The organism is Janthinobacterium sp. 67, assembly GCF_002797895.1.
Classification (GTDB): domain Bacteria; phylum Pseudomonadota; class Gammaproteobacteria; order Burkholderiales; family Burkholderiaceae_D; genus Janthinobacterium.
This window is the reverse complement of sequence record NZ_PGES01000001.1, coordinates 6,045,990-6,061,792: the sequence shown is the minus strand read 5'-3', so window position 1 is coordinate 6,061,792 and position 15,803 is coordinate 6,045,990. Positions and strand designations below refer to the sequence as shown.

General features: G+C 62.3%; 7 protein-coding genes. 4 read left to right on the top strand and 3 right to left on the bottom strand.

The features are described from left to right. Positions 1-124: 124 nt before the first annotated feature. Positions 125-2,440: a T6SS effector phospholipase Tle3 domain-containing protein gene (locus tag CLU90_RS27250; protein ID WP_092718624.1), complete on the top strand. Its 2,316-nt coding sequence runs from the start codon at positions 125-127 to the stop codon at positions 2,438-2,440. Between the two features lie 107 nt (positions 2,441-2,547). Continuing rightward, positions 2,548-4,170 carry a type VI lipase adapter Tla3 domain-containing protein gene (locus CLU90_RS27245; RefSeq protein ID WP_157808909.1) on the top strand — a complete coding sequence of 541 codons (1,623 nt, stop codon included), beginning with the start codon at positions 2,548-2,550 and terminating at the stop codon, positions 4,168-4,170. Here CLU90_RS27245 and pbpC read toward each other — a convergent pair whose 3' ends face one another. After that, positions 4,171-6,267 carry a penicillin-binding protein 1C gene (pbpC, locus tag CLU90_RS27240; RefSeq protein ID WP_100429295.1) on the bottom strand — a complete coding sequence of 699 codons (2,097 nt, stop codon included), beginning with the start codon at positions 6,265-6,267 and terminating at the stop codon, positions 4,171-4,173. It abuts the gene before it with no gap. A gap of 17 nt (positions 6,268-6,284) precedes the next feature. Continuing rightward, on the bottom strand, positions 6,285-12,026 hold the full coding sequence (locus CLU90_RS27235) for an alpha-2-macroglobulin family protein (protein WP_232731347.1): 5,742 nt from the start codon (positions 12,024-12,026) through the stop codon (positions 6,285-6,287). 471 nt (positions 12,027-12,497) lie between these two features. On the opposite strand from CLU90_RS27235, the gene CLU90_RS27225 reads away from it, so the two are divergent. Then, positions 12,498-13,526 carry an OmpA family protein gene (locus tag CLU90_RS27225; protein WP_092718613.1) on the top strand — a complete coding sequence of 343 codons (1,029 nt, stop codon included), beginning with the start codon at positions 12,498-12,500 and terminating at the stop codon, positions 13,524-13,526. A gap of 70 nt (positions 13,527-13,596) precedes the next feature. Next, on the top strand, positions 13,597-14,544 hold the full coding sequence (locus CLU90_RS27220) for a YihY/virulence factor BrkB family protein (protein WP_092718610.1): 948 nt from the start codon (positions 13,597-13,599) through the stop codon (positions 14,542-14,544). 55 nt (positions 14,545-14,599) lie between these two features. Here the strand turns inward: CLU90_RS27220 and CLU90_RS27215 are convergent, their stop codons facing one another. Continuing rightward, positions 14,600-15,799, bottom strand: coding sequence for an AI-2E family transporter (locus CLU90_RS27215; RefSeq protein WP_442906723.1), 1,200 nt, complete (start codon positions 15,797-15,799; stop codon positions 14,600-14,602). Positions 15,800-15,803: the final 4 nt, after the last annotated feature.

The following is a 15,803-nucleotide window of genomic DNA, read 5'->3' as shown; positions in this document are numbered from 1 at the left end:
ATTGCGCTGACGAACATTATCAGCGCGCCATAAGACGGCCTTCTCTCCGCAATGCTTGCGTAAACGCAATTAATCTGCCGTCCCACTCCTCTACACTGAACTGTCTGGTCAGCATGGAGCGGCGATGGCGTATCCCAAACTTCCCTACACCAGCGGCAAGAGTACCGCCCTGCTCCATTGCGGCCGCCTCAACGACGCCATCGTGCGCATCCGGCCTGAACTGCCCGGCAACGTCATCGTCATCCATGGCGTGAACGACGTCGGCACCAGTTTCAGTGCCGTGGAAAAAGGGCTGTGCCAAGGCCTTGATGCGCGCATGTACGGAGGCGGCCATGTGTTCACCCCGGCCGCCTACCGCCTGCCGCAGGAGTCCGACAAGCATGAAACCATAGCCGATCCGGACGCCATCTTTTTCAAGCGCCAGCCTGATGACGCGACGTACAGCCCCGTGATCCCCTTTTACTGGGGCTTTCGCGAACAAGGCAACGCCTGCAAAGTGGTCAACGGACAGAACACGGACCGCTACGGCAACCGCCTGGACAAGGACATGTCGAAGAATGGCGGCCCGTTCGGCAACGCCACCAACACCCTGCCCGACATGTGGAACAAGGGACTGTTTTCACCCTACGATGTGGGCGGCGACCCCGTGCGCCCTTTGAAGACGGCGCCGGGGCGCATGTACATGGTGCTGGCCGCCAAGCGCCTGGCGGCCCTCATCGCCATGATCCGCGATTACGACAGCAACGATGTGGTCTCCATCGTCGCGCACAGCCAGGGATGCCTGATCTCGCTGCTGGCCCAAGCCTTTCTGCTCGACGAAGGCAAGCGGCCTGCCGACACCCTGATCCTCACGCATCCGCCCTACAGCCTGGTGGAAGACACGACCATGTTTTTCGGCGCGGCGGAATCGAGCCGCATCTTTGGCGGCGGCAGGGATGCGGCAATGGAAAGCCAGTACGACGCCATCGACAACCGCCAGACCCTGCATGCGCGCCTGCAAACCCTGGCGCAGATCGTCCAGGGCGTAGTGGCAAAAAAGCACGCCACACCCGCCTTTGCGCACATCCAGGATCACACCGTCTGCCATGGCATGGCGGGCGCGGCATGGCGCGCGGAAGCGGACCGCGACAACCGGGGCAAGGTCTACCTGTACTTTTGTCCTGAAGACATGACGGTGGCACTGGATAATATGCAAGGCATCGGCTGGCAGGGCATACCCGACCACATCGACGGTCATGGCCTGTCCAAAACCAAGGGCAAGACGGACAAAAGCATCTGGGGTGATGGCCCCACCTACTGGGACAAGGAATCCCAGCACCGACAGCCGCTGGCGGAACTGGGTAAGGGATTTTACCAGCGCGTCTTTACCAACAAGCAACGCCTTGACGCCGCTGGCAAAAACAATGGGCCTGTGCTGGTGGGCCAGCCGCCGCACGACTTCGCACTGAGGCTGGAAGGCGAGGACGACCATGCCCACGTAGCCGGCGCCAACCGGGGCCACCGTGGCAACCATGACGAGGTGCCATGGCCGCCCGTCAAACCCGGCAAATGGAATATCTTTTCCACGGAAGCGAGTCGCCGCGAAGGCTTGCGCACGATCAATGGCGAAGCGCTGCGCGTGCCCATGAAAGCCGTGCTGGACGGCGGCGAGATCCGCCCGGCGCAATTCCCCAAGGATTCCGACCAGGCCAAGCTGCCGCGCAGCCAGCAGGGACCGTGCGAGGAAGTCGATCCGATCGACGCGGCCATCGCAGTGACCAGCAAGAAAGGTTTGCGGATGCGCAAACAGGAAATCATCGCCGACCCGCGGCCGCTAAAGCACCGCATCCCCGAATACGGCGCCGGCATGTTCGGCGCTGGCGAGCGCGATCAGGTGGAAAAGGCCTTGAACCTGGGCAAGGAAGCGGGCGACCAATGCAAAATCGACCGCGTCTCGCGCCATCCGGGTGGCGGCGACAAGCTGCTTGTGAACCGCGAAGAAACCCCGAACGAGGCTCGCAAGCGCTGGCAGAACGAGGTCAGCCCCAAATCCTTCCACGGGGCCATCATCGGCAACGCAGAGAATCATCGCAACGTGACGGCGTATGACGTGGCCATCGGCGGGGGCAAGGCGAGCAGCGATCCGAAGTTTTACCAGTATTTGTGTGCGGTGGCGGATTGGCGGTTGAAAACAGATGACAAAATACCGCGCCCATCCATATTGAAATGGGATACCTTTGCAAAAAATTTCGCAGTCTACTTGTCTGTCGAACCGGCGGCACGTAAAGCGATCATCGTAGGTAATGCGCGCTATTACAGTTCAGGGGAGCTTCCCGCTTGCATTCCTGCCTTACATGCGGGCCTGCCTTCCACCGTTGTATGTGAAATAGTCAACGGCAGGCGCACCGAATCGGTCATCACGCCAGTCGTCCACAAGCCAAGCGACGATATCCCAAAATGAAAAGCAAATTTCCACGGTTGCGATATCCACTCGGTGCAGCCCTCATCGTCCTGACAGTGCTTGGGTCTTTGCTGATCAATCCATCACCTTTCTTATTGGAGCCCACAATGAGCAGCAAAATATGGTGGTACCTGCAATGGCTATTGCTCATCCCACCCGTTGTAGCTGCCACATTGCTCGGTTCTCGCTGGCTGCATTCGTCCAAGCCTGTGGCCGTCGCAAAACCACAAGTGCAACTGGCGACACCCACCGAGCAAGAGAAACGCGAGTATGTACTGGAAGTCATCGGCCTCGGCGTCACCTTGGACAGGTATCGCCAGGGCAAGCTTTGGGAAGCCCTACAAACTGGAAACGCTTATACCAGCATCCGCGAACAAGATAAGAAGAAATATCCATGGAGCAGCCTGGACAAAGCAGGCACCAGTGGGGGGCGTGCAGGCGACTCACTCGAAAATGGCGCGCTGAATACGCCAATGTATTTTGCCGTACCCATATTTAACGCCGAAGGCCCCATTGCAGATCCTGCGCTGCAAGATACACCACACTCGCCCATTATGGGTCTGGCAGGCAGCACCGCCTCTTCCGGCATGCACTGGCACCTATTTGTGGCGGGACCACGACGCTTCGAAGAACACCCAGAGCATATTCTAGAAAATGTTTTCGCATTTTTTGACGCCCATCCTGACGTACCATACATCATCTTGAATTCGCATGATGGCATGGAATCGCGCGATATCAATCGCAGTCCCAACACTCCCGAATTGCTCAAAGACGGCTACTACATCCCCGAAATGCCCGACGCCTCCGCCCTCTTCGTGCTGGCGCGTCGTGAACGCATCGACGCCGTGCGAAAGTTCGCTTACGAGGACGCCCCGCCAGAAGACAGCGTCGATGATTTGAATACCTACGGTGTAGCCCGGCGGCTGTATCTGGCGTACTATGAGTTGATGGGAACAGTGCCGCAGGCACACCTGGAAACCGATCCGACAGCCATCACCCGGCGCCAGCCCAGCATCGCCGAATGGCTCCCCGTGGCCGCGCAATTCGCGCAGCGCCCCGACATCCGTGACACCGGCACTTTCAGCATGGTCGACAGACTCGAGCACAAAACGTATCACCCACCAAAAGACTGGCAACCCACGCCCTGGTTTCCCCTGCCGTTCAACAAGGAGCAGCTGGCGCAGCTGGACCGCCTGCCCACCTTCGGCTTCATCCACAGGCCCACGTTTGTCAGGATGAAGGATGAACACGGCAAGCCGCTCACGCGACGCGACCAGCGCGAGCAAGCGTTGCAGGCAGGCTGGCAAGAAGCCTTGCGCAGCTTGCCGGAAACCGAGCGTCCCGCCGCGCCGACGCGCCTGATCGCTGCCACCGGCGGCAATCAGGCGCAGCTGCTTGCATTGCACAAGACCGTGCTGAAACATGCGGAAGATGGCGGCACGGAACTCGACAGCGGCAACACGGCGCAATGGATCGATACCGACCAGCGCCTGGGCAATACGGGCGCGGCCACCCTGTTCGTGCAGATGGCCATCGGCGTGATGGGCAGCTACCGCGATGGCGGGGTCAGCGCCGTGGTGAACTTGCGCAACAACGAGGAAGCGACCATCGTCCTGGTCAGCCCGCCGTCGGAAGAAAAACGCCGCACGCAAAAACATCCGCACGGCGGCGATGTATTGCGGCACTACGTCACGCCGGCCATCGACCCGGCGAATTATCCATCGAACTGATTATTTATCGTGTGCGGCAAGCTGCGCCAGCGCATTCCCCCGCACCTGGAACGCCACCTTGGCCACAGTTTTTCCAGCATCATCGACGAGGGCCAGCGCGTGCTTGCCCGGCACGGGGCGCCAGCTGATGCTTTCCGCCGCGCCGCCCAGGTCCTTGCCGTCGAGCACCCAGCGCAAGCCGTGGCTGCCTTGCGCCTGGAAGAACACGCGCTGCAGGGCGGGCGGGATGTCGGGGTCGATGGCGAGGATGCTGTCCTCGGCCGGATACACGATGGCGGGCGGCTTCACCGTGTCGCCCAGCACGGCGATGACGGGGCTTTCCGTGCCGGCAATAAACCATTCGCGGCGCGGCGATTCCAGCGCGGGCTGGTACGCCACCATCTGCTGCAGTACGCCTGGCGGCGCTTTCGGGGCATGGCTGGGAACGTTCTTGTGCAGGTAATCCATCACGTCGCGCCACACGGGCGCGGCGCCCGTCACGCCCGACACGTCCCACATGGGCTTGCCGTCAAAGTTGCCCACCCACACGCCCACCGTGTAGCGCGCCGAATAGCCCATGCACCAGTTGTCGCGCATGTCCTTGCTCGTGCCCGTCTTGACGGCGCTCCAGAAATTCGTCCCCAGCTCATTGCGCAAGCCAAACGTCATGCTGCGCGCGGCGCGGTCGGCCAGGATGTCGCCCACGATGAAGGCGGCGCCCGGCTCCATCACGCGGCGTTTATCCTTGCCAGCCTGTCCCGGCTGCAGGCTGGCAATGCTGTACAGCCCGCCATTGGCCAGCGCGCGATAGGCGTTGGCCAGTTCCAGCAAGGTCACTTCGGACGAGCCCAGCGCCAGCGACGGGCCGTAGTATTCGGCCGGTTCCGTCAGGCTGGACAGGCCCACTTCCTTGAGACGGTTGTAAAAGCCATCCTGTCCCGTCAGCAGCACCGTGCGCACGGCGGGAATGTTGAGGGAACTGGCCAGGCTGGTGCGGGCGCTGACGTAACCCTTGAAATTGCGGTCGTAGTTTTGCGGCGCATACATGCCGGACGCCGTGGCGACGTCGAGCGGCGAGTCGTCCATGACGGACGCGGCCGTCATCAGCCGGCGCTCGATAGCCAGTTCATACAAGAACGGTTTTAATGTCGATCCCGCCTGGCGCAGGGCCGTCACGCCATCGACGTGGCTGCCCCCCGCATTGCCGACATACGCGAGAATCTCGCCGCTGCGGTTGTCCAGCACGATGATGGCGCCATCGTTGACATTGCGCTCGCGCAAGGAGCCCAATTGCTGGCGCAAGTTTTCCTGCGCGAAGCGCTGCAGGGGACCATCGAGCGTGCTGGCGACCTGCGCGCCCGGCTGTTTCAGCAGTTGCTGCGCCACTTGCGGCGCCGGCGCCAGTTCCGCATACAACGCATTGCGCTGCAGGGCCGTCTGCACGCGCTGGCCGATCAGCTGGCAACTGCTGTCCATGCGCCACTCTTTCGCCAGCGCGCAGGCGCGGCGCGACACGATGGCCGGCGCCGCGTTCGGCGCGCGCACGAGGCTGGCCAGAATGATGGCGTCCGTCTGGTTCAGGCCGGACGGCGCCTTGCCGAACAGGCTGTACGAGGCGGAGGCGATGCCTTGCAGCTCGCCGCGGAACGACACGAGATTCAAATACGCTTCGAAAATCTGCCCCTTGCTCCAGCTGTCCTCGATGGCTTGCGCCGCGCGCATCTGGTCCCATTTCTGGCGCAGGCTGCGTCCTCCCGACGACGCCTGCAAGTCCGCGTCCAGCTGGCCCGCCAGCTGCATGGTGATGGTCGACGCGCCCCGGGCTTTCTTGGAAAACAGGTTGTCCCAGGCGGCCGTGGCCAACGCGGACACATCCACGCCGCCATGGCGCATGAAGCGCTGGTCTTCCGCCAGCAGCACGGCCTGCTGCACGGCAGGCGAGATGTCGGCCAGCGGCACCCACGGCAGACGCCGCACTTTCATGTCCACGCGCAAGGATTGCAGCGGTGCGCCGCTGCGGTCCAGCAACTGCGCTTCCGAACTGCGGTAGGCGGCCTGCACCTGGGCCGGCGTCAGGACAGTCTCGGCGAAGACCGGACTGGCCAGCAGGCAGCCCATCAGTAAAACCTTACCTTTCACTGCGCCACCTTCACATTTGCGTTCGGCGACTCGCCAAACACTTCGGGCGAATACATGGCTTCGATGCGCGTGGCTGGCAGGCTGAAGTCGCCGGCATTGTTCAGGCGCACCGTGTATTCCACGCTCCAGTTACCCTTCGGCACGAACGCGTAATAGGCGCGGAAGGCGTCGAAAGCCCGTTCCTCGAAGGTAGGCCAGACCCAGCCCGTGGATTTCTCGCCGGCCGTCATCAGCTGTGAATCGCGGCCCAGGCCCTTGCCCAGCACCGTGGCGCTGGCCGGAATCGGGTCGTCGACCACCACCCAGCTCATGTCCGCCTGCGCCGACAAGTCCAGGCGCACACGGTAGACGTCGCCACGCGACCACTGGCCAGTGGTCTTCTGCTCCACTGGCGTAATCGTTTTCTTGATCGTGTAGCCGCTGGAAACGGGCGCCGTCAGCGGGATGGCCGCCAGGCTTTGCACGGTGGCCCAAGGCTTGCCCGTGCCGCTGTGCGCCAGGCCCAGGGTATCCGTGCCTTTCGGCCACGCCTGCAGCAAGGGTCCCACTTTCGCCGCGCCATTCCACACAAGCGCTTGCGTATCGCCGCCCAGCTTGACGGCGCTGGCGCCCGTCACGGGGGTGGATTCGAACTTGGCCGAGAATTTATTGATGGCCAGGGTGCCCCAGGCGTTGGCCACCGTCGTATCCCAGCGGCCCTTCTTCTGGCGGCCCATGCTGCCGCGCACGAGGCGGCCGATGTCGTCTTTCCACGCCGGATTGTCCATCACGGCCAGCAGCAGGCGATTGGCGTTGACGTCGCCGGACACCATCAGCCACCACCAGTTATCCTTGCGCTCGGTGGAAAATCCCATGGTCGTGCCCTGGAAGTTCAGGCGCGAACGCAAGATCTGCTGCGCCTCGGCCAGCAGCACGTCGCGGCGCGCCAGGCCTGGCGTGCGTTGCAGCAACAGGCTCCAGTCGATGACGGCGGAAGTCGGCCACAGGTTCGGATTGATGCTGATGCTCTCCAGGGCATCGGGCGGCACCTTGTTGGAACGCGACAGCGCTTCCAGGGCGGCAAGTTTACGCACGGCCAGGTCCGTCGTATCCAGCGCGGAACGCCGCACGATGCGGCCCTGCACGAAAGCCGTCAAGGCTGCTTCCATGCGGTTTTTCGTCTGTTCCGGAATCGCATAGCCCGCTTCTTTTGTTGCCGACAGCACGTAGGCCGTCAAGCTGTCGCTGCCCTGTTCCATGATGGGGAAATATTTCAGCATGCCGTCACCGTCGAGGTAGGCGGGCAGGCTGGCGGCCAGCTTGTTCCACGCCTCCTCGTCTTGCAAGGCAATGGCTTTCGACGTGTTTTGCTCGAAGCAGGTGTACGGATACGCGGCCATGTACTCGCGCACGCCGGGCAACTCACCACCGAGCTTGGCGACAAAGCTGGTCTGGATGCCGCCCCGGCCCGGCAAGGCGCCGGCCGGCATGTGCACGGACATATTGACGGGCTTGTCGACTTGCTGCAAGGTGGCCTGGTACGTGCGCACGGGCGTGGCCTGGCCCACCTTTTGCGTGATTTTCAGTTTATCGGTATGGTTGCCCGCTTTCGCAGCGACCTCCCACACGACCGTTTGCGCACCCAGCGGCACCTGGTAATCCCAGCCCACCTCGCGCGCTTCGCCGGCCGCCAGGGTCAAGCTCTGGCGCGGCAAGGCCTTGCCGGCCGCCGTGGCATTGAGATCCACACTCAAGGCTGCGGCCGAGGTGTTGCGCACGGTGAAGCCTGCGCGCAACTGGTCGCCTTCGCGCACGAGGGTCGGCAAGCCCGACATCAGTATCAGGTCTTGCGAACTGCGGATATCCGTGCTGCCCGTGCCAAACAATGCCTTGCCCGCGCTGGCGATGGCGACGATGCGGAACGCCGTCAGCGAATCGTTGAGCGGAACCTGCACGGTCGCCTCGCCCTTGGCGTCAAGCTTGACCGTGCCTTTCCAGAACAGCAAAGTGTCGAACAGTTCGCGGCTGGCGCCCTTGCCGCCGCCACCGCCGGCCGGGAAAGCCTTGCGGCCGAAGTGGCGCTTGCCGATCACCTGCATCTGCGCCGTCGCCGTTTCCACCTGCAGGCTGCGCTGGGCCATCATGGTGTCGAGCAACTTCCAGCTATCGTTGGGCATCAGTTCCAGCAGCCCCGTGTCGACGGCCGCCAGCGCCACTTCGGCGCCGGCCGGCAACGGTTTCCCGTCGGCACGGCGCACGCGCACGGAAACCTCCGCCTTGTCGCGCGTCTTGTACACCTCCTTGTCGGACACCACCATCACGTTCAGTTCATGCGCCTGCCAACCCACGTTCAGCGGCGCGATACCCATCTTGTAGGCCGGCTTGCCCAGGTCGACCAGGGCCGTCGGCTGCACGCCGTCCACCCTGCCCCGCACGACGAACACGGACACGTACACATTCGGCGCATAGTTCGGTTTGACCGGAATATTCACCACCGGTTCCCGGCCATTGAGCTGGCGCACATAGGTATCGAGGATGCCTTCGCGCTCGACCGTAATCAAGGCCGTGCCCGAGCGGAACGGCATGCGTACTTGCAAGCTTGCTTCCTGGCCCGGTTCATAGCGTTTCTTTTCCGGCAGTAAGTCAATGCGGTCATTGTCGCTGACATTGAACCACCAGTCACCGCTGCCGGCCACCCAGGTTTCGCGGTTGGCGACGGCCGCGTTGCCGGATGCATCCTGCGTGCTGGCGCGCAAAATCAGATTGCCGCTGGCGGGCGCCTTCACGTCGCACATCAACAAGCCCTTGCCGTCCGTCTTGCCTGAACACGCCGGACCCAGCTTGACCACTTCGCTGCTGTTTTCATAGGCATAAAAGCCGCCGATCAGCCGCCGGCGGTGCGAATAGCTGTTGCGCTGGAAGAAGTCGACGGCGACCGGGGCGTTCGCCACGGGCTTGCCATTGGTGCCCAGCACGGCCACCGTGAACTTGAAGGCATCCTTGCTCAAGGCCCAGGCGTCGGGCTTGATGCCGATCACATAGTTCGATGGCCACAGCGGTACGCGCGTGGCCACGGAAGCCGTCTCGCCATTCGCATCCTGGAACGCCATTTCCGCCACCAGGTCGCGCGGTGTGGACAGCTGCGGCAACTGGTCGATGACGATGCGCGCGCCGCCCGCCTTGTCCAGGGTCAAGCTTTGCGTGCGTGCGGCCGCCGCGCCGGGGCCACCCGCGCCATGGCCTTCATCCTGCCACTCGCCTTCATCGTCGTCGTAGCCGGTGCCCTGCTTCACCAGGCCTTCCTTCACGTCGCCATTGCTGAAGCTGTATTCGGGATAGTCGGCAAACGTCACGCTCTTGTCTTGCAGCACCGTGCGCAGCTTGACGGGCGCGTTGGTGGCCGCGCCGCCGGCCAGGTAGGTGATCTGCGCATCGAGGGCCAGCTGTTTCGCCTGCACGGCAGGCGCTTTCGGGCCTTGCAGCACGGCTTTCATGGTGGGCACGCGGAACGCTTCCACGCGGAAGCTGCCGGACGGGCGGCCCGCCATCGTCACGCTGTACTCGCCCTGCTTGGCGTCGGCGGGAATGAGCCAGTCGCTTTCCGCCGTGCCGCTGGCCGACCAGCGCAGCGGCAATTGATAGTTCTGGTCGCTGCCCTGGTGCGTGATGACAACGGAGGTGGCGCTGCCGGGACCGTTGTTCTTGTCGACCAGGCTCATGCCCTCGCCCGTGTGCTTGCGGATGAAATGCTTCATGTGCACGGTTTCGCCGGCGCGCAGCAAGGTGCGGTCGAATACCGTGGCCAGCAGAGTGTTGTCGGCGCGCGTGTCGTCCGTGGGTAAGTTGAATCGCCACGCTTCGATGCCGCCCACCCAGTCCGACAGGGTGAACGTCATGTCGCCGCCGCTGCGCGCACTGATAAAGTAGCGGCCATTGTTCTTGCAGCTGGAATTGGCCAGCTCGCCGGGGATATGCGCCACGCCGTCCGCGCCCGTGGCGCCTTGCCACAGCAGCTTGCCGGCGCAGTCGCGCACGGCTACTTGCGCTTTCGCAACAGGCGCGCCCTTGTCGAGCGACGTCACCCACACGAGCGACGATTGCGCGCCATGCTTGAAGTGGGCGGCCAGATTCGTCACCAGCGCGGCCGTGCGGATGTAGGCCGTCGTCGGTTTGCCCAGCAGCACCTTGCCAAGGATGGGGCTGGCCAGCTCGACCACGTAAAAGCCCGGTTTCAGCAAAGGGATGCCGATCACTTCAAAGGTTTTCTTGCCATCGGGGCGCGGCAGGCTGATGGGGCGCGTACCGGACGCGCCCGCCAGCACGGATTTGCTCATGTTGCCCGCATATTGGGCGTACGGCTGCCAGTATTCGCCCCCGTCGCCATTGCCGGCCAGGCGCTGCATCCATTCGATGATGAACTTGTCGTCATTGTCGGGCACGCGCAAGGTGGCGCCCGTGGCGGCAGCGGATGGCTGGGCGATTTCCTTGCCCGACAGCACGGGCTCGATATTGCGCACGGTGACGGGCAGCAAGCCATCGCCCTTCGCTTCGATGATGCCGAACGGGGCCGGGAATTTCAGCAGCGGCGGCTGTTCGCCCGTGCGCACCGTCATCGGGAAGCGCGCGCGGTTGAGCAAGGCGCGGCCCGCGTCATCCGTCAGCTTCGGCGGCAGATTCAAGACAAAACTGGTTTGCACGGGGAAGGGGCCGTTGAAGGCGGCGCCGTACAGGAATTCCGCCTTTTCTTCCTCTTTTGAAATCGTCGGCGCATACGTCTTGCCGCCTCCCCGCAAGGTCATGGCGCGCACCAGCGACGCCTTCACGGGCGCGGAAAACTGCACGCGCATGGGCAGGAAGGGGATGCATTGCTCCTTCGGATTGCTGCGCTCGCAACTGAACTTGGCCGTGAAATCGGGACGCGTCTTGAACTGCAGGGTTTGCGCCTTGTCCGTGGCAATGCCGCTGGCGCTGGCGATGCCTTCGCCCCACACGAGCGACACCTTGGCATTGGCGGGAAAGCTGCGCTTGCATTGCAGCACGGTGACGGGCAGCGGCGGCGCGCCCTTGCTGGCGACGGGCATGCCCACTTTCCACACGATGCCCCGCTTCTTGAAATACACGGTCAGATAGCGGTCGAGGAAGCTCTTGCGCAGGGTCAAAACCTGCTCCAGCTCCTTGCCTTTGAGCAGGCGCACGGGAATCTTTTCATTGATGCCATCGGCGCGGCAATACGCGTTCGCGGCCACGCTGGCCTCGTTCGGCGCGGCGTCCAGGCCCAGCACGAAGATCTGGTTTTCATCGATGTAGGGCTGGCCGTCATACGGTACGGCCTCGACGATGGCCGGGCCGCCCGTGGAAAAGCGGTACGAAGCCGTCCCCTGCAAGGCCTGGCCCGCCTGGTCCTTCAGCCCCGGCTTCAGGGTAAAGCTGCAGGCCACGCCGGCCGGCAAGTCGCGCTCGAAATCGAAGTTCCAGTTGCGCTCGTCGGCCCAGCGCCCCGCTCCCGCCACGACGCCAGGCTCGGCCTTGCCGCAATCGATGGCGAACGGTGCGGGCAAGCCCATGTCGCCGAACGGCACCATCGGCGTGGCGAACTGGGCCCGCACCTGGCGTACGGCCTTGACCGTGCCGCTCGGCGAAAACACGGACACGCCGCTATCGGCCCAGACCGGCGCCGCCATACCCAGCGACAGCAGCAGGCACAGCTGCCCCAGTTTGCCAGGCAGCGGGGAAGAAAAAACACGGGACAGGTCAGGCACGGGTAACTCCTTGATGAAAAGTGGCGGAGCTGGCTGCGGCGTGCAAGAGTTGCCTTGAGGAAGCCCTATATGGCAACAGAACGCGGCAGGAATACAACATCAATGTAATATTAGTTATCAAGCTCATCATTGTTGCTAATATACAGTGGCATGCAGGTAAGAAGTCGTACGATTGCCTCTTGTCGCGGCGCCAGAAAGTGGCCGTGCTTGTAAAAGTTTCACCGAGCAAATTAGTTTTTTTCAACAGCAAAGCCTTTGTAGTGAATCTGCAACACCATTGATATACCGCAATGCTTTGTGCGCCAGCGCACCGACCAGCTGAACCTGCAACCGTATTCTCTAGTCCAACAGCAGTGCATTTATCGCAAGAATGCGCACCTGGAAGTGTGGTCTATCTCTAGCAATAGCACGTGTAGCAAGAAGTGTTTTGATGCCGTAGAGAAAATCTCTTATTAACGTTGGGAGTTACTTGTGAATAATCTAAAAAAAATCGCCGTTGCCGCCGCAGTCTTGTGCTCCGCCCTCGGCGCACAGGCCCAGGAAATCAATCCCTCCTGGTATATTCAACCTAGCATCAACGCACTCAAGCCAGATTCCGACTTCGCCACGGATAAAACCGGCTATGGCGCAGGCTTGCGCTTCGGTAAGCCTGTTTCCCAGGACTGGGATATCCAGCTGGGCACCACGTATGCCCGTTCCAAGGATGGCGGCCAGCGCTACCAGCAGAACACGCTGGGCGTAGACGGCTTGTACATGTTCTCGCGCAAAGCCTTCCGTCCCTTCCTGCTGGTCGGTGCCGGCATGCAGCGCGACAAGGACACCAGCTTCGCCTTCGGTGAGCGCACAAAAAGCTCGCCATACGCCAGCGTTGGCCTGGGTTTCCAGTCCAGCATCACGGAGCAATTGTCCATCCAGGCTGACGTGCGCAATGTGCACGGTTTCCTGCGCGGCAATACCTTCGACCCGAGCAGCAAGTCCAACAACTACTATTTCACCGTGGGCCTGAACTACGCGTTCGACAAACCAGCTGCACCGCCGCCACCACCGCCACCGCCGCCAGTGCGTGAAGAAGTGGTCGTGGTCGTGCCACCACCGCCACCGCCACCACCGCCAGCACGCTTTGAAAAAGTGACGATGTCGGCAACGGAACTGTTCGCGTTCGACAGCGCCAAGCTGGGCCCGACACAGACCAAGCTCGACGAAATCGCCCGCGTGCTGAACGCGGCGCCTGACGTCAACAACGTCGTCATCAGTGGTTATGCCGACCGCATCGGTTCGCCCAAGTACAATCTGAAACTGTCGCAGCAGCGCGCTGATGCAGTCAAGGAATACCTGGTCGCCCACGGTGTTGCCGCCAACCGCTTGACGGCCGAAGGCAAGGGTTCCACGAATCCTGTCGTCACCTGCAACAACAAGAAACGTGCCGACCTGATCAAGTGCCTGGAACCAAACCGCCGCGTTGAAGTGGAACAAATCACCATCGAACGCCGCGTGCAGTAAGCTGAACAGTGGTACGCCACTTGTGAATTAAAAAAAGGGGCTCGCGCCCCTTTTTGCATTGAAAGCCATCATGAATTTCTCTACCCGCTATCCCAAACTGGCCGGCCTGGCGCCGCTCAGCAAGCAGATGCGCAGTGTCATCGTCTGCTCCGTCACCGAATGGCTGGAACACCGCGCTTCGAGCAAGGGCGCCGCCCTCGCCTATTACACCCTGTTTTCCATCGCCCCCATCCTCGTGCTCGTCATCGCCATCGCCGGCTTTTTCTATGGCCCGGCCGCCGCGCGCGGCGAGCTGATGGGGCAGCTGCAAGGCTTGCTGGGCACGCAGGGCGCGGAAGCCATCCAGCTGGTGCTGGCCGGCGCGAAGAACCATGAACAGGGCCGCATCGCCACCCTCATCGCCAGCGCCCTGCTGCTGTTTGGCGCCACCAGCGTGTTTGCCGAACTGAAAGCGAGTCTCGATGAAATCTGGCAAGTGCCGCCACTGAAGGAAGCGGGTGCCTGGGACATGCTGCGCACGCGCCTGCTGTCCTTCGGCCTGGTGCTGGTGCTGGCCTTTCTGCTGATGGTGTCGCTGGTGGTCAATGCGGCCATGGCCATCCTCGCCAACTTCTGGGAAGGCGTGTGGAAGGACACGGCCGTGCTGTTTACCATCCTGTCGAACCTGATCGGCTTTGCCGTCATCGCCAGCCTGTTTGCCGTCATCTATAAAATGCTGCCGCGCGTGCGCCTGTCCTGGCGCGACGTGCTGATCGGCGCCATCGGTACAGCCTTCATGTTTTCACTGGGGAAATATGCGATTGGCGTGTATATCGGCAATAGCGGCGTGGCCAGCAGTTATGGCGCAGCCGGGTCCCTGGTGGCCCTGCTGCTATGGGTATATTACTCGGCGCAAATCTTCTTCCTGGGCGCCGAATTCACGCGCCAGTTCGCATTGCAGCTGGGCAGCATGAAGGACATGCCGAAGACGGAAGATGGCGACGTGCAAGTCAAGATACTGAAACGCCACCAGTCGTAAGCAGTCTGCACGCAACAACGGCGCCCGCGGGCGCCGTTTTTTATGAAGCTTCAACTTACTCGCCCAGCAGTTCCGCCACCACTTCCATGCCTTGCACGCGTTCGGCCACGACTTTCACGATAACGATGATGGGCACGCCCAGCAGCAGGCCCCAGACGCCCCACAGCCAGCCCCAGAACAGCAGGCTGATGAACACGGCCGTGGGATTCATGCGGGCGATGCGCCCCGTCATCCAGGTGGTGACAAAGGTGCCGACCAGGGTGGCGATGGCCATCGACGTGCCCGTCACCAGCAAGACCATTTCCAGCGATTCGAACTGCAAGAAGGCGACGAGGCCCGTGGCGATGGTGATGAGCAAGGGGCCGAAATACGGCATGATGTGCAGCAAACCGGCCACGATGGCCCATGCGCCCGCGTTTTCCAGGCCGATCACGCGCAGGGCGATCCACATCAGCACGGCCAGCAAGACATTCGTGACGAGCAGCATGAACATATAGTTCTGGATCGAGGTATTGATGTCTTCCAGGATATGTACGGTGACCTTCTTGCGGCTCAGTGACGGTCCCGTCAGCTTGACGAGCTTGCGCTTGAAGGTATCTCCCGACAGCAGCAGGAAAAACACGAGGAAGATGACCATGGTGGCCTGGCTGACAAAGCCCACCAGGCCCAGCGAACCGGCCCAGACCCAGTCCATGATCTTGAAATTGGGACCGTCGGATGCCGCCGCCGCGCGGCGCGTGTTGCGGCGCGCTTCGGCGCCGGCGGCCACTTGCTCGATTTCATTGGCCACGGCCTGCATCTTCTGGAAGGTGCTGTTCTTGCCGCCCGTATTGGCGGCGATCAGCCGCGACAGTTTGTGCGTGGCGGCCGGCAACTCTTCAACGATGGATTCGAATTCGCCCTGCACGCGCTCGACCACCACGATGGAGCCGAACAGGATCAGGGCCGTGACGGCCGTGGCGCCGATGGCGCGCGGCAGGCGCAGCTTTTCCAGCCAGGCGACGACGGGATTGAGGGTATAGGCAATGAAAATGCCGAAGATGACGGGAATGAGGAATTTCTGTGCCCACTGCAGCGCATAAATGAAGCTGACGGTGGCGATGATGCCCAGCGCCATGCCACGCGCATTGACGTGCAGCGGCAAACGCAGGGATGCGTCTGGCTGCTCCACGGGCGCGCCGGGAGGTGGCCCGGCAGGCTCGGTGGAGACAGCCGCCACCGGCTCGGGCGGGGTATCTGTAGGCTGGATGTGCATGCGA

Coding starts and splice junctions, on each gene's coding strand:
- CLU90_RS27250 (WP_092718624.1), top strand. CDS start 125: ATGGCGTATCCCAAACTTCCCTACACCAGCGGCAAGAGTACCGCCCTG.
- CLU90_RS27245 (WP_157808909.1), top strand. CDS start 2,548: ATGAGCAGCAAAATATGGTGGTACCTGCAATGGCTATTGCTCATCCCA.
- pbpC (WP_100429295.1), bottom strand. CDS start 6,267: ATGGGCTGCCTGCTGGCCAGTCCGGTCTTCGCCGAGACTGTCCTGACG.
- CLU90_RS27220 (WP_092718610.1), top strand. CDS start 13,597: ATGAATTTCTCTACCCGCTATCCCAAACTGGCCGGCCTGGCGCCGCTC.
- CLU90_RS27215 (WP_442906723.1), bottom strand. CDS start 15,799: ATGCACATCCAGCCTACAGATACCCCGCCCGAGCCGGTGGCGGCTGTC.